Raw genomic sequence first — 21,128 nt, 5'->3', positions numbered from 1 at the left:
GCCGCGACACGCAGCTCGGTCCGTGGGACCTGATGGTGCTCCGACGCAGTGTGTCGATCAGGTGTTCCTCGACGACGCGATCCGGGAGTGGGAGATCGGCCGCGCCGTCCCACTGCTCGGGGTCACCGGCCGCGTTCACACCGAAATTTATTTCCTGCCCACACCGGTGCGCCGGATGTTCGTCAAACACGCCGTCGATTACGAACCCACCGACACCGAACAACAGGTCCTCGACAACCAGCGGGGCCAGCACCATTCGGCGCGGCGACGTGACTGTCTTCGTCTCCGCGAACGACAAGTGGATCCACCCGCCGGCCGTGGTGATCTCCGATCCGATGCGGATCCCGCGGCCAGGCGGAGCGGTGTTGTTCTTCCTGCGCACCCGCACCGATCTGCCACCTGTGCCCCTCACTGACGCCGAGAAGACGCTCACCGACCTCGGGCACCCCGGCTCACGCCTGCGGACCGATAGCTACGTCCGCTCCCCCAGCCTCCGAACGGCGCTGCTCGCTCTGTGGGGCCTCTGACCCCTCTACCCCGCCCCAGCCGATAGGCGATCGATTACGGAATCGTGTGCGGCGCAGCGACGCCTTGTGGTTGAACTGTTGCGCCGGCGACCAGCCGAATCCCGCGGCTCACGACGTGTACGCTCCTTTCGACGAGACGCCCAGACAGATCGCATACCCTGGCCCGGTGACCGATCCGACAGATCCCACTGCCGAAGCCGCCATGGTCCTGCTCCGCGAGCACGGGCCCATGCATACCGGCGAATGGGCGCGGTTGCTGGTCGCCGAGGGGCACGGCTATCTCGCCGACATGGAGGAACTCGCCGAGTACATCGGCCATCCCCGGCTCGGCTACCTGGCGGACGGTCGCAGCGTGGCCCTCGACTCGCTGCTCGCCGGACGCGTGCTCACCCACCGGCTCACCGACGTGGAAGTCGCGTCCGGCATCCTCGGCGCCCACCCGGACCTGACGCCGCTACTGCCGTTCGACGACCGCGACCCGGCCGCAGGCGGGCTGCGCATCCTCTTCCGGGACCTCGACGACGACGTGTTCGACGAGCGCGGCGTCGACGATCCCGGCTGGCCGACGGCCGCGGCGCTGCTGCTCGAACCGGACGCACTCGTCGACTTCCGGGCCGGTGACCCGGTCGCGCTCGCCTTCGTGGACGGTGAGCTGCGGCTCACCGCCGCGGCGGCCCCACCCGCACCCGCACCAGATCTCACCGACGCGCTGGCCGACCTGGTCCCGATGGACCGCCCCGAACCCCTGGACGGCATCGTCTGGCAGCTGATGGCCGACGACCGGGCCCTGTTCGCGGCGCCGACCACACCGCTCGGCGACCTGATCACCAACGCCGGATACGTGTGCGACGGCGACGACATCGCGGTCCGGGGATTCGACTTCGCCGCACATCGCGGGAAGCAGCATCTAGCGGCGGTCGCGGCGGCGCACCACCTCACCGACGACGAGACGGACGCGGTCATGGCGTTCATGGCCCTGATCGGCGCGCTCGAGCGCACCCCCGACGACGAGCGCGAGGCCGCTGTCGACGCGGTCGTGGCGAGCGCTAGTGACGGGTTCGCCGGGCTCGCCCGCCCGAGGGCGGCCCGCGCCGCGTTCGGCGAGGCGTACGCCACCCTGCACGCCGGCACCGAGACCCTGCGCCTGGCCGCCGCGGTGCTCCGCGACCGCGGTCCCCGCCGGATCGCCCCGACCGCGCACTGGCTGGCGGGCAAGGCGGCCGAGCTCGATGGACGGACCACCGACGCCGAGCGGCACTACGAGCGGGCCCTGGCCGTGGACCCGAACTGGGACGAGGCGCTCGAGGCCTTGGCCCGCTTCGCGTCCGATCGTGGTGACGCGGTGCGGGCGATCGGGCTGCTCGACCGGGTCGAGGGTGCGTCTCGCGAACCCATGTACGACCTGCTCCAGATGTTTCTGCCCGTCGACCGGCCGGACCTGGGACGCAACGATCGGTGCTGGTGCGGATCCGGGCGCAAATACAAGGCGTGCCACCTCGGCAAGGCCGAGCATCCACTGGAGCAGCGGGCTGGGTGGCTGTATCAGAAGGCGAGGTCGTTCGCGCAGGGCAGCGCGTGGCGGTCCCTGCTTCTCTCGCTGGCCCAGATTCGGTCCGCGCACGACGACGATCCGTTCGCGCTGTATCACGCGCTCGACGACCCGCTGGTCGCAGACGTGGCGCTGTTCGAGTGCGGAGCGTTCGAGCGGTTCGTCACCGAGCGCGACGTTCTGCTGCCGGCGGACGAACTGCTCCTCGCGCAGCAATGGTTGCTCACCGAGCGGTCGGTGCATGAGGTCGAGGGGGCGCGTCCCGGCGAGGGGCTGACCCTGCGCGACGTGCGCACCGGCGACCGCCTGGAGGTCACCGAACGCACCGCCAGCAGACAGCTTCGGGCCGGTGACTTCTTCTGCGCCCGAGTCGTTCCCGCCGGTTCCACGATGCAGATCTTCGGGGGTATCGAACCGATCGCGCCGGGGCAGCGTGGTCGGCTGATCGAGTTGCTCGACTCGGATTCCACCGACCCTGAGGATCTCGTCGAGTTCCTCAGCGCCCGGTTCGCGCCGCCGCGGCTGGTTACCGCCGACGGGCATCCGATGGTGGCGTGCCGGGCCGTGTTCGAGGTGTCCGACACCGCCGGGATCCGGCGTCGGCTCAGTCGCCGCTTCGGTGCCGCCGACGCAGACCGGTGGACCTGGACCGAGGACGGCAGTGTGCTCGGCGTGCTGCACCTGGCCCGCGGCACCGACCCCTGGGTGCTCGAGGTCGAGGCGATGAATGAGTCGCGCTTCGAGTCGCTGATCGACGCCGTGGGCGCCGCCGATCCCGGGGCGAGACTGCGGGAGCAGACCCGGACGCCGGCGGCGGAGCTGATGGCTCAGGCGCAGGAAAACGGTGTTCGCCCGGTGCACCCCGTCGGTCCCGAGGATCCCGAGATCGCGACAGCCCTCGACGAGCACATCCGCGGATACGAGCAACAGTGGCTCGACGAGGCGATCCCCGCCCTCGGCGGTCACACACCGCGCGAGTGCGCCGCCGACCCCACCCGCCGCGACGAGCTGACCCGGCTGCTCGACTCCTTCCCGCAGCAGGAGCGGCCGGGAGCGATGAGCGCGCGGCGACTGCGGGAAGCATTGGGACTCTAAACTTCCGGCTGCCGCCCACGCACCGCCCGCAACGATGTCGTCGCCCGAGGCGACGACCGTGGCACCGCTCCCCGAGGTGGGGGCAGCAATGGTAGGCGTCATCAGCCCGGCGTCAGCCAATACCACTGCGTGACAACATGTTTAGAAGCGCGGCGAGGTGTCCTGCCCCGGGGTGTCGGCACGACCGCGGACGGTGTGTACCCAACCAGGCTTCAGGCGGCGTCGAGAGCCTGCTCGACGGTCAGCGGTGTGCGGCATGCGCTCGGGTTTGCGGCGATCCGCACCAACCGCGGCGACGGCGATTCGGTCGAATCCGATCGGCGTGGGCAGGACAGAGTTAGACCGTCGATGCGTATCCGATGGTGCGTGCGGCGGTGCGGATGATCGGCCGCACGCGCGGGTGATCGAGTGGTCGAGTGAACTCGGGGTCGGCGGGGAACGAGTCGGCGGCGGGGTTCCACAGGACGACGTTCGGAAGTCCGGTCATGGTGGACGGTACGTACAGACCGTCGAGATGCGGCCATGTCAGGTGGATGGTGCGCGCCCAGGTGCGGCACACAGTGCGCGGTCCGTGAAGCAGTGCGTACGAGGCTTGGTGACGTACCAACCAGGTTTCGGTGAGGTTGAGCAGATTCAGGGGACGGGTCGGGTGCCACCCTGTCAGGGCAGGCGCCCCGATCGTGGTGTCGATCGTTCGTGTCGCCTGGTACACCTCGGCCAGCGCGGTGGCGACATCGCAGGCGGCGTAGAGGACTCCGATGGTGGTCGCTGCCGAGGCGGGGCCGGGGTGCGGGTCGTAGCGCATGGATGCGAGCGGCCCGTAGGTGCGCAGAGTCCGCCAGGAGGCCACGCGCGGACCGGTGGTGCGGTGGATCCGCCACAGCACACCGTCGTAGGCCAGGATGTCATCCGGATTCACGGTGAGCGGGGTCCGCGGCGCCCGCGGAGTCTTCGGGTGCCGACCGCTCACCAGGTGTCGAGGGATTCCAGGAGCGCGACCACCGGTGTCGGGTCCGCGGCGGCGGCCAGATGCTCGAGCGGGGTCCGGTCGCCGAGGTCGGGTTGCGGGGTGTGTATGAGCGCGGCGACCGACACGGGGCTCGCCGTTGAGGGGATGGCCGCCACGACAGCGCTGAGTCCCGGCAAGACGTCCTCGCCGACGAACTGCCATCGGGGGATGCGGCGGTGCCCATGCAGATCGAACGCCCACAGCGTCCGCGCGGTGAGCCGCCGGGACACCACCGACCTGTCGATGCCGAGCAGCTCCGCTGCCTCCTTGACGTCCAGCGAATCCGCGAGCACCGTCACGGTTTGCCGCGCGATCTCCACCGCGCGAGCGCGGATCTCGGCCACTGACGACCACTGGTCGAGCACTTCGCCCACGCCCTCGCCGGCGTGGGTGCGGAGGAATTCGATCTCTCCGGCCGACAACGCGTCCGACGCGGCGGGCACCGCGGTGAGTGCAGCGTCGAGTTCGCGAAGCATCTCGTGCGCGGTGAGGTCGACGTGATGCTTGGCCAGCAGCGCGTCGAGCGAATCCACCCTATCCAACGACCTCATATGCACACCATAGCTCGCATGTGCACTGTTGTGCAGATCAAGGTTCTCGGACCCGTTACCCCCTGCGGCCTTGCGGCCATGCGGCCAGCGTGAACATACGCCCCTGCCGGCGCGGTGGCGCCGTCGTGAGGACCGGCCCGACGCCTGGTTGGCTTCGGGCATCCTTGGCGCCGTGGCACCACCGAATAGTGCTGCACTCGGGGCGCCCTGGTCGCCGAGGCCACCGTCGACTTCGACAACGACAGCGAAAGCGTCACGGTTTTCTACACCAGTGACATTGCCAGCCCCGCGAACTGCAATGCCGAGCCTGCGCGTACCCACAACTACCTACCGGCACTGGCTGAGGTAGGTGAGACAAGAGCGTGCACATCCGCGACACGGGGCCCCTGAGCGCGATCGGGAGCACCTCATATACACGCACTCTGTCTGCGGTCTCATACGGAAGCCCGACGGGCGGTGTGCACGATCTGCGCGATCGCACGGCTGCAATCTGTTTGGGTGTAGCCGAGCAGCGCGGTCTCGGTTGCGTCGGACTCGTAGTGCATGGTGTTGCCTCGGCCCTGAACGATCATCGCGTCGGGCAGCAGGGGGTGCTCCTCGTCCCGTTCGTCGATGCTGCGTGTACCGCCCGCGGCGTCGACGAGCATCTGGAAGTATTCGCGAAAGGTCAGATTCTCGTCGCCGACGAGGTACGCCTTGCCCGGTTCGGCGTGTTGAAGTGCGCCCCAGATCGCCTGTGCAAGAGAAGTAGCCGACATATAGTTCGATCCCCCGGGCGGCGCGAAGTCCGGGATATCGGGCAACTCACCGGCTGCCCACGCGATCATCCGCCCATACCGCCGCGCGGAGACTCCGGAGATAGCACCGAGGATCGATGGTGGATTGAGAGTGGATACGTTGAACGACTCGTCGGCGAGTGCCCGAGCACCCTCGTCAGCAGCACGCCGAGCCGCGATATAGGGGACGGTGTCGGCGAGGTCTGGACGAAGGTGGTGGTAGTAGCTGCCCACCTGGACGAAGCGCGGCACACCGGCGCGCTTGGCGAGCGCAGCGAAGCGGGGGATGCCGGAGATCTGCGTCTTCTCCCAGAACGCCGCTTGGTCGACGTCTCCGCTCATGTGGCGCACGTCTTGGCCGGCGGCGAAGACAATGGCGTCGAAAGGGGAAAGCTGCTCGACGGTGAAGGTCTGCTCGGTGTAGTCACCGAGCAGGACCGGAAAGTCTCGGACCGGGGACTCGTCGCCGAGCGCGTTTCGCGCTGCCACGGTCACATCGTTGCCCTGCTCACGCAGATGTAGTGCGGTGTAGGCGCCGATCATTCCGGTGCCGCCGACGATAAGAACCTTCATTCGTGTTCGCCCTTCTCGCGTTCGCGCTCGCGCCCAGCGCTGCTGGCTGAGGGAGCAGCGGGATATGCGAGTGAGTGTTCTGGACCTCGGCGTGGATGGCCGGATGCATCGCCCAACCTAGCCGTTGATCACGGTGCTCTTATTCGGAATTCCCACTCAGTGGTCATCGGTGGGGCGTGTTGCTGGTCCCTAGATATGGACGGTGCAGTAAAACTACGGTACGAGATTTTGGTTCAGGTCACGCCCATTGGTCTCGGGAGTGAGTGCGAGTGCTCCAATCGAAGCGAGAGCGGTGGTTGCGGCAATCAAGCTCAACGGCACACTCGACCCGGTTGCCGCGACCAGGCCGCTGGCGATCAGGGGAGTAAATCCGGCACCGAGAAGGGCTGCGGTCTGGTACGCCATGGAAACACCTGTGTAGCGCACACGGGTAGCAAATATTTCGGACAGCAGCGGCGTCAGCGGCGCGTACATTGCATTCTGGAGGAGCTGCGCAAACATCAAGGCGCCGACCATGACCAACATGGATTTTGTGTTGATCATGGCATACAGCGGAAATGCGAACAAAACCGTTCCGATGGCCCCGGAGATCATGACTCGACGTCGACCAAGCCGGTCTGAGAGGGTCGAGAACAGGGGAATGAAGACGATCGATATGGCGACCACTGCGAGAAGCGCGCCCATGACATCGGAGACCGCATAGCCAATTCCGGATGCGTAAGCCACAACGTGCGTACTTGTCAGGGAGGTCAGGGCAAACGGAGCCAGGCCGGCGGCCACCGCCAAGACGAGTTGCTTCGGACGGCGGAGCACCTCCAGAGCGGGACTGCGCCGGTCCTTTCGTTTGGCTGACGCCTCCACGAAGATAGGGCTCTCGACCACGTGGAGTCGGACGTAGAGTCCGATCACCATCAGGATAGCGCTCAACAGGAAGGGAATTCGCCATCCCCAGGTCAAGAGCGCGGATTCCGGGAGGAGGGTCACGGCCGCAATCGCTGCCGTCGACAGAAGAAAGCCGAACGGTGTTCCGAGTTGCATGATCCCGGCCCACCGCCCGCGGTGGTCCGCGTCCGAGTGTTCGACGACCATGAGCGCCGCACCTCCCCATTCCCCACCCACTGCGATGCCTTGAATGACGCGCAGGACGATGAGCAGGATCGGCGCGAGGATGCCTATCCCCTGGTAGGTGGGCAGCATTCCGATCAGCACACTGGCGATACCCATCGTGGTCATGGTGATTACCAGCATCGACTTTCGGCCGAGCTTGTCACCGAAGTGCCCGAATATCACACCGCCGAGCGGTCGCGCGGCGTAACCGGCCGCGAGGGTTCCGAATGCGGCAACTGTACCGACAGCCGGATTCGAGGCGGGAAAGAACAGTTGCCCGAATACGAGGGCAGCCATGGTGCTGTAGAGGAGAAAGTCATAATACTCAATCGTCGTCCCCAGGAGACTCGACAATGCGACCTTGCGGAGCAGGGATCCGTCGTGCAAGGAAGGGCGGCCCTCGGTGGGTGATGCTTGGCGTGCGGGCGGCACTTGGGGCGGATTCGTCATCAGGTGCTCCTTTGCAGATTTACACGGAAGCTGACTGGCGATGGGCATCCGAACCGATCGGATCGGCAGGGTCATTTCGCCAGTAGGGTTGAGACAAACGTCATTTCACCGATTCACCATCATCGGTCAACGTAGTTCACGTTGCACGGAGTCCGGCGGCGTGCTTTTGCATTGCCCACGGGCTCGATGAAATCCGAAAGATCGTGTGGAGCGGTGTGAACCTCCCGGTGACCGGGAGCAAAGGGGCATCGTGGCACCGACATGTCATGAGATGACAAGCATGAACCTCATTTTCACACCAGGCGCACTGTTGCGCGGCCGGCGTGCCGTCGTCACCGGCGGTGTGGCCGGCATCGGAGCCGCAATTGCGCGCAGCTTCGCGGCCCACGGCGCGCATGTCCTCATCGCTGACGTGAACCCCGTCGGAGACGTCGACTTCGACGGTGCCGCCGGTGGGCGACTGGACGCGGTCGTGGCCGATGTCTGCTCTTCGCAGGTGGACCCGGCACTGGTCGAGCACCGACCGGACATCCTGGTCAACAACGTCGGACACTTCGTACGCGCGCCCCAAGAGTTCACCGCCGACACCGCCGAGCAGTGGGCCGGGCTACATGAAGTGAACTTCGCCCATGCGCTGCGGCTGACGCATGCACTACTTCCGGGGATGACCGAGCGCGGGCGCGGAGCGGTGGTAAACCTCACCACCGTCGAGGCGCACCGAGCAATTCCGGGGCACACCGTGTACTCCGCGTACAAGGCGGCGTTGATGCAATTCACCCGCTCGCTCGCGGCCGAGGTGGGTCCGGCGGGAATCCGGGTCAACGCGGTTGCCCCGGACCTGATCGAGACGGCACAAGTTCCCTACGGAGACTTGGTGCCCGAGCAGGACCGCGCGCTGTGGCCGTTGTGGTCACCGCTCGGCGGCCCCGGTAAACCCGAGGACGTCGCGGGTGCCGCACTGTTCCTGGCCTCCGACCTGTCCCGGTTCGTCACGGGCAGCACTATCCACGTCGACGGCGGCACGCACGGTGCCGGGGGCTGGGTGCCGCGCCCGACCGGTGGCTGGACAAACCGCCCCCGAAATCCCTGACCAGAAATGGAATAGCCGCCGGCCGCAGTCGTCCTACCCGAGCCGGACTACGAGTGCAGAGCGACCGGGTGTTCGGTAGTCCTGTCATCGTCGTGGTCCGGGGGTGACGACTCGGTGCCCGCAAGCTCGTCAAGGAGAGCAAGTCCTTTGTGCGCCCAGTCGATCTCGGACCGGCTCCGGGCGATCATGCCGTCGTAGGTGTAAGCCTTGTACGCGATGATTCGTTGGTGTTCGTGCGCCGGGTAGTGATCGAGCCGCCGGACGATTGCTGGATCCGTACCGGCCTTGATCCCGTCCCGGACGGCGGTAAGTAACTCGACTTGAGTGCTGTAGTACTCGATGTGCTTGTGCAGGATTTCCCGCGCACGATCAGGGTCTGCCCATTCGAAGTAGGCGGCCTGCATGTGGTGGGCATCGCGTTCGGGGGCGTGGTCGAGTGGAGTGTTCATCCACGCTCGGAAGGCGGCGATGCCGTCGTCGGTGATGCTGTATTGCGTTTTGGTGCTCCGGGGTCCCCACCTGACCTGTTCACCCTGGATTAGTCCGTCTTTCTCCATGCGGCGCAGTTCGGGATAAATCTGCGAGTCGGGTGCGTGCCAGACGTGCCCGACGGAACCCCCGAACCGTTTGGCGGCGTCATATCCGGTGAGCGGGCCCGCCGTGAGCAGGGCCAGCAATGCGTAGCGAAGGCTCATGTCTCCTCATCGGCCGGGCTGCTGTCTTGCCAATCACTATATCGATAGATAGTGTGTGCGTCACATCACCCAATAGCTATGCATGTAGTTATTGCGGACTTCAGTAGGTGACGACCCCCAAGGACATCGCATGACCGATCTCGGCCCGGGCGGCGCGACCGCCAAGAACATGGCCTTCCCCCTCAACGCGTGGTACGTCGCGGCGTGGGACTACGAAGTGACCTCCGCGAAGCTGCTTGCCCGCAGGATTGCCGACAAGCCGATGACGCTCTACCGCACCACGGACGGCCGCCCGGTCGCCCTCGCCGACGCCTGCTGGCATCGGCTCGCCCCGTTGTCGCTCGGCACCCGTATCGGTGCCGACGAGGTGCAGTGCCCCTACCACGGCCTGCGTTTCAATTCCGCCGGCCGATGCACCAAGATGCCGGCGCAGGAGACGATCAACCCGTCGGCGATGGTGGCGTCCTACCCCATCGAACAGCGTCACCGGTTCCTGTGGGTGTGGCCGGGAGATCCGACGCTCGCCGACCCCGCCACGATCCCCGACATGTTCCAGATGGACTCGCCGGAGTGGGCCGGTGACGGCCGCACCATCGACGTTCAGGCCAATTACCAGTTGGTGCTCGACAATCTCATGGACCTCACCCATGAAGAGTTCGTCCACTCCTCGTCCATCGGACAGGAAGAACTCAGCGAGTCCGATTTCGTAGTCACCCACGACGAGCGGACGGTCACGGTCACCCGTTGGATGCACAATATCGACGCGCCACCGTTCTGGCTGAAGAACATGCGTGACAAGTTTCCCGGGTTCGAGGGCAAGGTCGACCGCTGGCAGATCATCGAGTTCCAGGCCCCTGGCACCATTCGCATCGATGTCGGTGTGGCCACGGCCGGCACCGGTGCCCCCGAGGGTGATCGCAGCCAGGGTGTCAACGGCTTCGTGATGAACACGATCACCCCGGTCGACGAGAAGACCGCGCTGTACTTCTGGGCCTTCCAGCGCAACTACCGCCTCGAGAGCCAACTGATCACCACCCAGCTGCGCGACGGAGTGCACGGCGTCTTCGGCGAGGACGAGGCCATGCTCACCGCTCAGCAGGCCGCCATCGACGCCAACCCGGACCACGAGTTCTACAACCTCAACATCGACGCAGGAGGGATGTGGGTCCGCCGCATCATTCAGCGCATGATCGAGAGCGAGCGCCTGCACACCGCGAATATCGATGCTCTCGCCGCCGAAACGGTGAACTGACATGACCGACAACAAGATTCTTTGGCAGCACGGCCAGGTCACGTCCATCGAGCCCGCCGCCGACGGCATCGCCAAGATCGTGATCGCCACCGAACACTCCCATCGCGCAGCCCCCGGCTCGCACGTGGACGTCCGCATCGACAGCGGCGACGTCCGCTCGTACTCGATCGTCTCCGGCGCCGCCGACGGCCGAAGCGTGACGCTCGGGGTCCACCTGTCCCCCACCTCCCGCGGTGGGTCCCGGCACATGCACACCCTGCAGGCCGGTGACCGGATCGAGCTCACCGCACCACTGCAGAACTTCCCGCTGCGTGTCGGCGCACCGCGGTATGTCCTGCTCGCCGGAGGCATCGGCATCACCGCGATCGCGGCCATGGCGGCGGTGCTGCGGCGGGTCGGGGCCGACTACCGTTTCGTCTACGTCGCGCGCAGCCGGACCGCGATGGCGTTCCTGCCGGAACTGCTCGCCTTGCACGGTGACCGCCTGGAGGTGCACATCGACGACGAGGGCACCGGACTGGACGTCAGGGCACTCGTCACCGCCATCGACGAGGTGACGGAGTTGTACATGTGCGGGCCGATCCGATTGATGGATGCCGTCCGCCGCACCTGGGTCGAGCGAGATTTGCCGCTGCCCAATCTTCGTTACGAAACCTTCGGAAACAGCGGGTGGTTCCAGGCCGAGGAATTCGTCGTAAACATCCCGCGGCTCGGCATCGAGACCACCGTCCGGTCGGGTGACTCACTGCTCGACGCTCTCGAGCGAGCCGGCGCGGACATGATGTTCGACTGCCGCAAGGGCGAGTGCGGTCTGTGCCAGGTCGATATCGTCGACGTCGAGGGCACCGTCGACCACCGGGACGTGTTCTTCAGCGAAGAACAGAAGGTCAACTCGAAGAAGCTGTGCGCCTGCGTGTCCCGCGTAGTGTGCGCCGAAGGCGGCCGCGGCGCGACCTTGACCCTCGAGGTGCCATGACCGCCGGCATCGGACCGTGCTTGATTCCCCAGGTCGGGCTGACCTGGGGAATCAAGCGCAGCTTCATCCGCTATATCGCCACGCTGCCCGACGGTCGACATTCGATGTCCGACGGCGCGTATCTGGGCCAGACGAGCTACTTCACCTTCCCTCCGGTTCCCTCACCGGACGTGCCGCAGGTAATGCGGTTCGGCGGAGTGGTGCGCATCGGTGGACACGGTGGCATGCTCGACCTCCTGATTGCAGAGCCGTGGGTGGAGAAGACCGAGTCCGGGCCGATCCTGACGGTCGTAGATCCCGCCGGCCCACCGGATCGAACCCGACGAATCACACTGGCCGAGCTGCACCCTCAGGATTCAGGACTGGCCGAACGGCAGTACACCGCGACCCTCACGGACGCCGGTTCGGCTATCTTCGACCATCACTATCCGGCGGGTGCCGAACTCGACACGGTCGTCATCCAGTAGGTCCGGTTGCCGCCGCCGGGGTGGTCGCGCCGGCGAGAGTGGCATGCCACTGCGCCGTCAAGACGTCGATCACGTCGGAGAAGTCAGCGGGAGCGGAGCGGACGAGCACGAAGTACAGGGTGCGCTCGAAGCCGAGCATCGTCGTCACCAGCGTCAAATGCGCGCGACACCGTTCCGGGCCCTCCGGGTAGCGGCCGAGGTAGGTCGTCATCGCGTCCGCCGCTTCCGACAGTGTCTGGTACCACCGCTGCGAAACGATCGGTTCCACCGACAGGGCATGCTCGAGGGTTTCGAGTTGCTGGCGCCCGTCCACCCACAGCTGCGAGCTGTCTTCGACCCATCGCCGCAGGCCGTCGATATCGGTCGGGTCGAGCGAATCCAGTGTTCGGTAGCTGTCGACGACTTCCGGACTGAGTTGTTCGAGCATGGCGTCGACCAGCTCGGCTTTGGCCTTGAAGTGCAGATAGAGGTTGGCGCGGCTGATTCCGGCGGCCTTCGCGATCGACTCCATGGTGATCTTGTCGTAGCCGTATTCGGAGAACAGTGGAATCGCACACTCGACGATGCGTGCGCGAGTGGCCCTCTTTTTCTTGCCCACGCGCGGTGCGGACGAGTCGGTCGAAGATGCGGTTTCCGTCGTGCTCATGTGTTCAGCCTATCGGGCCGCGACCAGCACACCGAACAGAACTAGACGAGAATCCAGAAAAAAACTAGACATGGATCTAGTTTTTGGTATCGTGTGTCTTGCACCACTTGCGAGCCGTCATCGTGCTCGTCCCCTTCTCGAGGAGTCTCTCCATGAAACTTGCTGGAAAAGTCGCATTCGTCACCGGCGCTGGATCAGGAATCGGCGCCGCCACCGCACGGTTGTTCGCCGAGCACGGTGCGACCGTCATCGGCGCCGACATCTCCGAAGGCAACGTCAAGGAGGTACTGTCCGGAATCGACCACGGTGAAGGCATCGCCCTCGACGTCGCCGACAGCACCGCCGTCAAGGAAGCTTTCGCGCACGTCGAAAACCGCTACGGCGCACTCCATGTGCTGATCAACGCCGCCGGCATCAACGCACCGACCCGCGAGGAGAATGAGCGCCTGGTCGACGTCAACGTCCGAGTATTCGAAGCACGCAAACGCGGCGAAATCCTGCACCCGGACTTCCTGTCCGGAGTCACCGACGAGCACTTCGATCGCGTCCTCGCCGTCAATCTCAAGGGCCCCTTCTACACCATCCGTGAAGCTACACCGCTGATGAAGCGATCCGGTGGCGGGTCGATCGTCAACATCTCGAGCGTGTCCGCGCTGGTGGGAACACCGATGCCCCTCTACTACCCGGCCTCGAAGGCCGGTGTCCTCGGCATGACCCGGGCCGCAGCCGGAGAACTCGCGCCCCACGACATCCGCGTCAACGCCGTCGCACCGGGCGCGGTGGACACACCGTTGCTGCGCGCACAGCCCGACGAGATCGTCGATTCCATCGCCGGTGTGCAGCCGATATCAAGCCTGGCCAAGCCTGAAGACCTCGCCGCCACCATGCTGTTCCTCGCCTCCGACGACAGCAAGTACTACACCGGACAGACGCTGTCGCCGTCCGGCGGCCTCTACATGTAATCCCGCCCGGACGCACCGACAAGAGAGCACAACCATGAGCACAACCATGAGCACACCCACGATCACTTTCGACGAGAACGCCCTGAGTCGCATCCGCACCTCGATCACCCAGGACATCGACACCGGACGCTACGACGGCGCTGTCATCGCCATCGCCCGCCACGGCGAGATCGGACTGCACGAGGCCATCGGCTACGCCGACCGCACCACCGGACGCACCGCGACTGTCGACGACGTCTTCTGGATCTTCTCGATGACCAAGGCGTTCACCAACATTCTGGTTCTACAGGCTATCGACCGCGGTCAGCTGGATCTGACCACCCGGGTCGTCGACGTCATCCCCGAGTTCGTCGGCCGCGACCCGTTCCGCGCCGCGAAGAAGGATCGCGTCAACGTCGGTCATCTGTTGACCCACCGCGCCGGTCTCGTCGCCACCCCCACGCCGCTGCCGTACTCCGAGCTCGGCAACCTCGACGCCGTGATCGACGCGATCAGCCAGCTCGACGTCGTCGGTGAGCCGGGCGGTACGTTCAACTACTCGCCCACCCTCAACCACGCGCTACTCGGGGAGATTGTCCGCCGCGTCACCGGATACGACAGTTTCGGGGAACTCCTCACCAAGGAACTCTTCGCCCCGCTGAAGATGAACGACACCGCACTCGGAGCACCCAAGGCATGGGCCGATCGCATGGTGCCCATCAAGGCGCACTTCCCACCCGGTGGATGGCTCAAGTCCTCGGACATCGAGGTCATGCAGGAAATCGTCGTCGAGGGGGCGGAGATGCCGTGGGTCGGCGCGGTATCCACCACCAGCGACATTCTGCGTTTCGCGGAAATGATCCGTCGCGGAGGCGAACTCGACGGCATGCGCATTCTTTCGCCGAGCATCCTCGATCTCGCCACGACCCTGCAGACCGGCACGGCGCCGAACGATCTGTACGCAATGCTGTGCCACGCCCGCGGCTGGGACGTTCCCCCGGGGAACTTCGGTCTCGGTTTCGCGCTGCGCGGTGAAGGGGTGTACCCGACGTTCTTCGGCGCATCGACCAGCCCGCGCACCCACGGCAACTACGGCGCCGGATCCACCCTGTTCTGGGTCGATCCCGACAAAGACCTCACGTTCGTCTGCCTCACGGCCGGGGTGATGGAGGAAGGCGACAACCTCGCCCGCTTCCAGCGTCTGTCCACCATGGCCGCGGCCACAGCCCTCTGAACGGACCTCGACATGACCAGCACCTTCGGGCAGCGACCCGCTGCCCCACCAGAGTTCAATCCGCTGAGCGACAGCGCACTACTCGACCCGGCCTCGATGTACGACCAGATTCGCACCGAGCAGCCCGTGTTCTGGCACGAGCAGCTCGGCACCTGGGTCGTCACCCGCCGCGAAGACGTCGACACGGTCCTGATGGACTGGAAAGCCTTTTCCTGCAGGGGTAACGGCGGAAACGTTCCCGTGCCCGAGCAGTTCACCTCCACCGTGACCTCCGAGCTGATGGCGCACATCTCCATCAGCATGGACCCGCCGATCCACACCGAGATGCGTCGGGTCGCCCAGCGAGGCTTTCTCAAGCCGGTCATCGACGCCCTCGAGCCGGAGATCGAAGCCCGCGCCCATCGCATTATCGATCGGCTCGCCGACCGTGGTACTGCCGAGCTGATGGAGGACTATTGCCTCGAGCTCACCACCCAGACGCTGATGGCGCTGATGGACCTCCCGGACTCGTTCGAGCCGATGATGCGGCAACTGCGCGACGACCACTTCGCCGTCCTCGCCAGCGGACGAGAGCCGATGGAGGAGCCGCGCCGCACCGAGGTGTGGACGCGTTACACCACTGCGCAACTCGAACTCCGCAAAGTAGTGCGTGAACGCCGTGACAGCACCGCGTCGGATCTCATTTCGGTGATGGCCTCGGCACGCAACCGCGACGGCGAACCCACGCTGTCCGATGAGCGTGTAGCGCTTCATCTGTGTGAGTTCTCGGCCGCCGGGACCGACACCACCGCCCAAGGCATGGCCAACGCCGTCATCTTCCTTTCGCGCAACGAAGATCAACTCGCCGAGGTCCAAGCCGAACCGAGCCTGTGGCCCAGGGTATTCGAGGAGACCCTCCGTCGCCGCCCGTCCGCGCCGTTCGCCTCACGGCAGGCCACCCGTGACGTCGAATTGTCCGGGGTCACGATCCCCGCTGGGGACATGGTGTGGGTGGCACTGGCCAGCGCCAACAACGACCCCTCCCATTACCCGGAACCGAAGAAGTGGAACATCCACCGCGACGAACCCACCGACCACTACGCCTTCACCAAGGGCCGACACACCTGCCTGGGCCAGCCCCTCGGTCGTACCCAGGGCACCGCAGGCGTCCGTGTCCTGTTCGAACGACTGCCCAGCCTGCGCATCGCTCCTGACTTCGAACAGGACTTCCTCCCATTGGTCATGCTCCCGATCCGGCGCAGCCTCGTCGCGAGCTGGGATCCGGCCGACAGCACGACCAGCTAGCAAGTCGACAAGGACCATCCCATGCACACGACGCCCCTCACAGATGCCGACACACCCTTGCTCACTTCCACGGAATCCCGCATGGAGTTGACGATCACGGCACGAACCGCGGTTGCGGACTCCGTCGTGGAGTTGACGCTCTCCCACCCGGCCGGGTGGCCACTGCCCAACTGGGCCCCCGGCGCACATCTGGATCTCGTCCTCGGACCCGATCTCATTCGCCAGTACTCCCTGTGCGGTGACCCGAGCGATCGCGCCTCCTACCGGGTGGCGGTGCTACGCGAACCCGACAGCCGCGGGGGTTCCCTTGCGGTGCACGAAAAACTTGCCGTTGGCGACACCATCGTCACCCAGGGACCGCGTAACAATTTCGCGTTGGTCGACGCACCGGAGTATCTGTTCATCGCGGGGGGAATCGGAATCACTCCACTGATTCCGATGATCGCCGCTGTGGAAGCCCGTGGCATCCCGTTCCGTCTCGTGTTCGGCGGCCGCGCACGAGTATCAATGGCCTATGTCGAGTTTCTGGAAAGCCGCTACCCCGGGTGTGTCGAGGTTTATCCCCAGGATCAGGTGGGACATCTCGATCTGCCCAAGATCCTCGGCGAGCACCGATCCGAACGGCTGGTATACACCTGCGGACCTGCACCGCTACTCGACGCAATCGAACGATTCTGTACGTCGTGGCCGTCCGGATCGGTGAACATGGAACGTTTCCGGGCAAAAGAAGCCGACCCCGGTGCAATCGACACCGAATTCGAGGTCGAGCTGACGCAAACGGGTGTCACGGTCACGGTCCCCGCCGATCGGTCCATCCTCGATGTGGCCGAAGAAGCCGGCGCAGTCGTGGTCTCGTCCTGCCGGGAAGGTACCTGCGGCAGCTGCGAGACGCCCATACTCGAAGGCACTGCCGATCATCGTGATTCGCTGCTCACTCAGGAGGAGAAGGACGCCCAGGAGACGATGTTCATTTGTGTCTCCCGCTCCTGCTCGGGCCGACTGGTGCTCGACCTGTGAGCGGCCGGTCGCCATTCGACGTCGAAACCCCACACAGAAGGACAATGATGACAGCGAGTGCAAACCGCGCGGTGACTTATGTCGGCCCCGGCAAGGTCGAAGTGCGTGAGATCGAATTCCCGAAACTCGAACTGCGGGACGGACCGGGGGTCAACCCGGCAAATGTCGGACGCAAGTGCGAGCACGGAGTCATTCTGAAGGTGGTCTCCACCAACATCTGCGGAAGCGACCAGCACATGGTTCGGGGCCGCACCACCGCCCCCGAAGGATTGGTCCTCGGGCACGAAATCACCGGTGAAGTCGTAGAAGTCGGCCGGGATGTCGAATTCATCAAGGTCGGCGACTTGTGTTCGGTGCCATTCAACATCGCCTGCGGGCGGTGCCGCAACTGCAAGGAACGTAAGACAGGCATCTGCCTCAACGTCAACCCCGACAGGCCCGGATCAGCATTCGGGTATGTCGACATGGGCGGCTGGGTAGGCGGTCAGGCCGAATACGTCATGGCACCGTATGCCGACTTCAATCTGCTCAAGTTCCCCGACAGGGACCAGGCGCTGGAGAAGATCCGCGACCTGACCATGCTCTCGGACATCTTCCCCACCGGCTATCACGGCGCTCTCACAGCGGGCGTGCGCGCAGGATCGACTGTCTACGTCGCGGGCGCCGGCCCAGTCGGACTCGCCGCGGCGGTCGGTGCCCAGCTCCTCGGCGCTGCTGTCGTGATCGTCGGCGACCTGAACGCCGAGCGCCTTGCTCAGGCTCGCTCGTTCGGTTGCGAGACCATCGACGTCTCCCACGGCGCCCCGCAGGACCAGGTCGAGCAGCTGCTCGGCGTCCCCGAGGTCGATGCGGCAATCGATGCCGTCGGTTTCGAAGCACGTGGTCACGGCGGCGACGCCGGGCACGAACAGCCCGCGGCAGTGCTCAACTCACTGATGGAGCTGACCACCGCCGGAGGCGGCATCGGCATCCCCGGACTGTATGTCACAGGCGATCCCGGCGCCGCCGACGACGCCGCGAAAGCTGGATCACTGTCATTGAGTCTGGGTACCGGCTGGGCGAAATCGTTGTCGTTCGCCACCGGACAGTGCCCGGTCATGAGCTACCACCGCGAGCTGATGAACGCGATCCTCGCGGACCGGGTGCAAATCGCGAAAGCCGTCAACGCGACTGTCATCACGCTCGATGATGCACCGCGCGGATACAGCGCCTTCGACAGCGGAGTGGCCCAGAAGTTCGTCATCGATCCACACGGGATGATCGCGGCCTGTCCCCCGTTTGTGGCTCCTCCATCCACTCCCACGAAACAGGTCAGATGTCGAAAATAGTCATAGCCATCGGCGTATCCGCGATGATGTTCGCCAGTGCATGTTCCACCAACCCCGGCGATGCCGAAGCACCCACCACCTCGTTGTTCGGCGCTGACCAGCCTCGGACGCAATGGGAGTCGGTGACCGAGAACCAAGTCAGTGGCGTCATCAGACCCGAGGATCTCGTCGCAGTCCCCGACACCGCCTGGGTTCTGGCCAGCAGCATGGCTTCGCCGACGCGAGGCACCCCGGGCGGGCTCGTCGCCGTCGACTCGACGACCCATGCCACTGTTCCTCTCTGGCCACACCCGGACCAGCACGCCGAATGGAATCGCAGCACCTACCCTGATTGCGCCGGGATCCCCGACGCGACGTCCGCCGAACCACACGGCATCGCCATCGCCCCGGCCACCGACGGACAGCCAGTCACCCTGTATGCCGTCAATCACAAGCGGGAATCGATCGAAGTCTTCGATCTCGACCCCGCAGCAGGTCCCGCTGCACTGACGTGGGTGGGGTGCATCCCCATCCCCCGTGACGTGTACGCCAATGCCGTCGCACCCCTGCCGGACGGCAGCGGCATCATCGTCTCCAGCATGTTCGATCCCACAGTGCCCGGGGACCCGTTCGCCCGCATGTTCACCGGCGCCGATACAGGACGCGTGATGAAATGGACTCCGGCGCAGGGATGGACGGCCCTGCCGGACAGCGCCGTCGGCGGCGCCAACGGTGTCCTGGTCTCACCGGACGGGCAGTCCGTCCTCGTTGCTGCCTGGACGCAGAAGAAGCTCGTGCGGATGTCTCTGACGAATCCTCGCGACCGCAGCGAGGTGGCGCTACCGTTTCTGCCCGACAACCTCCGCTGGACGCCACAGGGAACGATTCTCGTGACCGGGCAGAACGTCACCATCGACGACGTTCTGGTGTGCAACGGGGGTGAAGGAACCCACTGCCCCACCGGGTACGCGGTCGTGGAGGTCGATCCATCGTCGATGACCAGCACAGTGCTCATCGACGGCACACACTCCTCGGTGAGTCTGGCGACCACTGCCCTGCCGGTCGGGGACGAGGTGTGGCTGGGGACGCTCAGTGGTGACCGGATCGTGCGGTTGACCCGGGGCTGAGCCCAATGACCACCACCGATCTCCTCGTGGTGGTCATTGGGCGGGCGGGACGATCGTCTAGCGGGCCGCGTCGTGACGTGCCCCAGGTACGGACCTACGCCGCCGTGATCGGGGCAGGTGCTGTCCCGATTGGCGACTTGGATTCTGCTGCAGCAGTTGTCGAGAGTCTGACCAGTGCGAGCAAACACGCCATGGACACTGCCAACGCGACCACGATCGCGGCGGCAATCGCGTACGGCGTGCCGGTAGCATTCAGGAGCAACGTGGCGACCAGCGGCATCAATCCGGATCCGATGACATTCGACAGCTGGTAACCCAGTGACATCCCGGTGTAGCGCACGCTCGGCTCGAAACTGTCGGCGAAGAGTGCTGGTTGAGCGCCGTATGCACTGGTGAACAGCACACCCATGCCAACGACATAGCCGATGATGATCCACGCAGGCTGCGCACTGTCAATCGTCCAGAAGAGCAGGAGGGTACCGGCAATGGCGGCCAGAGGACCGGCGGTCATGATCCGTCTCCTACCGAATCGGTCCGCGGCGTATCCACCGAGCATGATGACCGGAATCTGCACCATGCAGGTGGCAAGGATCGCGGCGAGCGTGATCGAGCTGCTGACGCCCTGAGTGTTGCGGGCATAGCCGACGAGGAAGGTCAGCGCCACGATGCTGAAGGCACCGTATCCGAGGAATGCACCGCAGACGAGCAGGACGGGTTTGCGGTGACTGTGGAGCACTTCCGCGAGAGGTACCTTCGCGGACATACCTTCAGCCTTGAGCGCGGTGAATTCGGGTGACTCGGCGATCTTCAGGCGCACGATCAGGCCGAGGGCGACCAGTACGGCGCTGAGTAGGAAGGGGACTCGCCAACCCCAGGAGAGCATGTCGTCTTCCGGAAGCAGGGTCACGAGGAGGAAGACGGCGTTGCCGAGTAGGGTGCCCACCGCAGGCCCGACCTGGGGCACCGACGCAAAGAACCCTCGGCGTTCCGGGCGCGCATACTCGAAGGCCATCAGGATCGCCCCGCCCCACTCTCCGCCGAAGGCGACGCCTTGCAGGAAGCGGAGCGAGACGAGTACCACCGCGGCCCAGGCCCCGATATTCTCGTAGGTGGGCAGCAGTCCGATCGCAGTCGAGGCGACACCCATGATCACCAGCGTGATCACCAAGACCGGTTTGCGGCCGATTTTATCCCCGAAGTGGCCAAAAATGACGGCCCCCAGCGGGCGGGAGAAGTAGCCGACCGCGAGTGTGCCGAAAGAGGCGAGGGCGCCGACGAACGCATTGCTCTGCGGAAAGAACAACGTCGGGAACACCAGAGCGGCAGCGAGGCCGTAGATCGAGAAGTCGTAGTATTCGAGCGCGGTACCGGCCATGCTTGCGGCGGCGATCTTACGCACCTTGGTCGCGTCATCGGACGGAGGGGACATTACCGACTCTGTCATTCTGTCTCCTT

18 protein-coding genes and 1 pseudogene are annotated in these 21,128 nt (G+C 65.3%); 12 read left to right on the top strand and 7 right to left on the bottom strand.

Features of this window, described 5'->3' with window-relative positions; all coding sequences use genetic code 11:
• Nucleotides 1-52: 52 nt before the first annotated feature.
• Together HYG77_RS40975 and HYG77_RS21350 are read left to right on the top strand one after the other, a co-directional pair.
• Nucleotides 53-527 (top strand): annotated as a pseudogene (locus HYG77_RS40975) (phosphatidylserine/phosphatidylglycerophosphate/cardiolipin synthase family protein); the annotation flags it as partial.
• 166 nt (nt 528-693) lie between these two features.
• Nucleotides 694-3,171, top strand: a complete 2,478-nt coding sequence (locus tag HYG77_RS21350; RefSeq protein WP_208960519.1) for an SEC-C domain-containing protein — start codon at nt 694-696, stop codon at nt 3,169-3,171.
• A 337-nt stretch (nt 3,172-3,508) separates the two neighbouring features.
• Here HYG77_RS21350 and HYG77_RS21345 read toward each other — a convergent pair whose 3' ends face one another.
• The 4 genes from HYG77_RS21345 to HYG77_RS21330 all read right to left on the bottom strand — a co-directional run bounded on the left by HYG77_RS21345 (nt 3,509) and on the right by HYG77_RS21330 (nt 7,637).
• A complete protein-coding gene (locus HYG77_RS21345; RefSeq protein WP_208960518.1) occupies nt 3,509-4,141 on the bottom strand; it encodes an RES family NAD+ phosphorylase in 633 nt (210 codons plus the stop codon).
• On the bottom strand, nt 4,138-4,731 hold the full coding sequence (locus HYG77_RS21340; protein ID WP_208960517.1) for a helix-turn-helix domain-containing protein: 594 nt from the start codon (nt 4,729-4,731) through the stop codon (nt 4,138-4,140). The genes HYG77_RS21345 and HYG77_RS21340 overlap by 4 nt, the downstream gene beginning before the upstream one ends.
• 434 nt (nt 4,732-5,165) lie before the next feature.
• Nucleotides 5,166-6,080, bottom strand: a complete 915-nt coding sequence (locus HYG77_RS21335; RefSeq protein WP_208960516.1) for an NAD-dependent epimerase/dehydratase family protein — start codon at nt 6,078-6,080, stop codon at nt 5,166-5,168.
• Nucleotides 6,081-6,293: 213 nt separating this feature from the next.
• Nucleotides 6,294-7,637, bottom strand: coding sequence for an MFS transporter (locus HYG77_RS21330; protein ID WP_208960515.1), 1,344 nt, complete (start codon nt 7,635-7,637; stop codon nt 6,294-6,296).
• 271 nt (nt 7,638-7,908) lie between these two features.
• On the opposite strand from HYG77_RS21330, the gene HYG77_RS21325 reads away from it, so the two are divergent.
• Nucleotides 7,909-8,727 (top strand): SDR family NAD(P)-dependent oxidoreductase, encoded by an 819-nt coding sequence (locus HYG77_RS21325; protein WP_208960514.1) that lies wholly within the window; start codon nt 7,909-7,911, stop codon nt 8,725-8,727.
• A 47-nt stretch (nt 8,728-8,774) separates the two neighbouring features.
• On the opposite strand, the gene HYG77_RS21320 is transcribed toward HYG77_RS21325, so the two are convergent.
• A complete protein-coding gene (locus tag HYG77_RS21320; protein WP_208960513.1) occupies nt 8,775-9,422 on the bottom strand; it encodes a PadR family transcriptional regulator in 648 nt (215 codons plus the stop codon).
• 130 nt (nt 9,423-9,552) lie between these two features.
• Here HYG77_RS21320 and HYG77_RS21315 point away from each other — a divergent pair, with 130 nt between their 5' ends.
• Genes HYG77_RS21315 through HYG77_RS21305 form a run of 3 tightly spaced genes read left to right on the top strand, consistent with a single transcriptional unit; the run spans nt 9,553 to nt 12,117 of the window.
• Nucleotides 9,553-10,674: an aromatic ring-hydroxylating dioxygenase subunit alpha gene (locus HYG77_RS21315; protein ID WP_208960512.1), complete on the top strand. Its 1,122-nt coding sequence runs from the start codon at nt 9,553-9,555 to the stop codon at nt 10,672-10,674.
• A gap of 1 nt (nt 10,675) precedes the next feature.
• Complete coding sequence (locus HYG77_RS21310; protein ID WP_208960511.1) at nt 10,676-11,650, top strand: PDR/VanB family oxidoreductase; 975 nt, start codon at nt 10,676-10,678, stop codon at nt 11,648-11,650.
• The gene (locus HYG77_RS21305; RefSeq protein WP_208960510.1) at nt 11,647-12,117 is read left to right on the top strand and encodes an HtaA domain-containing protein; all 471 of its coding nucleotides are present in this window, start codon (nt 11,647-11,649) and stop codon (nt 12,115-12,117) included. Before HYG77_RS21310 ends, HYG77_RS21305 begins: the two co-directional genes overlap by 4 nt.
• Here the strand turns inward: HYG77_RS21305 and HYG77_RS21300 are convergent.
• Nucleotides 12,107-12,763: a TetR/AcrR family transcriptional regulator gene (locus tag HYG77_RS21300; RefSeq protein WP_208960509.1), complete on the bottom strand. Its 657-nt coding sequence runs from the start codon at nt 12,761-12,763 to the stop codon at nt 12,107-12,109. The genes HYG77_RS21305 and HYG77_RS21300 overlap by 11 nt on opposite strands.
• Nucleotides 12,764-12,915: 152 nt before the next feature.
• Between HYG77_RS21300 and HYG77_RS21295 the strand changes: the two genes are divergently transcribed.
• Genes HYG77_RS21295 through HYG77_RS21275 form a run of 6 tightly spaced genes read left to right on the top strand, consistent with a single transcriptional unit; the run spans nt 12,916 to nt 19,673 of the window.
• Nucleotides 12,916-13,725, top strand: a complete 810-nt coding sequence (locus tag HYG77_RS21295; RefSeq protein WP_208960508.1) for an SDR family NAD(P)-dependent oxidoreductase — start codon at nt 12,916-12,918, stop codon at nt 13,723-13,725.
• A gap of 46 nt (nt 13,726-13,771) precedes the next feature.
• On the top strand, nt 13,772-14,938 hold the full coding sequence (locus HYG77_RS21290; RefSeq protein ID WP_208960507.1) for a serine hydrolase domain-containing protein: 1,167 nt from the start codon (nt 13,772-13,774) through the stop codon (nt 14,936-14,938).
• A 12-nt stretch (nt 14,939-14,950) separates the two neighbouring features.
• A complete protein-coding gene (locus HYG77_RS39725; protein WP_244373002.1) occupies nt 14,951-16,222 on the top strand; it encodes a cytochrome P450 in 1,272 nt (423 codons plus the stop codon).
• A 21-nt stretch (nt 16,223-16,243) separates the two neighbouring features.
• Nucleotides 16,244-17,239, top strand: a complete 996-nt coding sequence (locus HYG77_RS39720; protein WP_244373000.1) for a PDR/VanB family oxidoreductase — start codon at nt 16,244-16,246, stop codon at nt 17,237-17,239.
• A gap of 44 nt (nt 17,240-17,283) precedes the next feature.
• Nucleotides 17,284-18,567: a formaldehyde dehydrogenase, glutathione-independent gene (gene fdhA / locus HYG77_RS21280; protein ID WP_208960506.1), complete on the top strand. Its 1,284-nt coding sequence runs from the start codon at nt 17,284-17,286 to the stop codon at nt 18,565-18,567.
• Nucleotides 18,555-19,673 carry a hypothetical protein gene (locus HYG77_RS21275; protein WP_208960505.1) on the top strand — a complete coding sequence of 373 codons (1,119 nt, stop codon included), beginning with the start codon at nt 18,555-18,557 and terminating at the stop codon, nt 19,671-19,673. The genes fdhA and HYG77_RS21275 overlap by 13 nt, the downstream gene beginning before the upstream one ends.
• 94 nt (nt 19,674-19,767) lie before the next feature.
• Here HYG77_RS21275 and HYG77_RS21270 read toward each other — a convergent pair whose 3' ends face one another.
• A complete protein-coding gene (locus tag HYG77_RS21270; protein WP_208960504.1) occupies nt 19,768-21,117 on the bottom strand; it encodes an MFS transporter in 1,350 nt (449 codons plus the stop codon).
• Nucleotides 21,118-21,128 lie beyond the last annotated feature (11 nt).

Source organism: Rhodococcus sp. ZPP (assembly GCF_017656075.1).
In the GTDB taxonomy this organism is placed as follows: Bacteria; Actinomycetota; Actinomycetes; order Mycobacteriales; family Mycobacteriaceae; genus Rhodococcus_F; species Rhodococcus_F oxybenzonivorans.
This window is presented reverse-complemented; position numbering and strand designations above follow the sequence as displayed.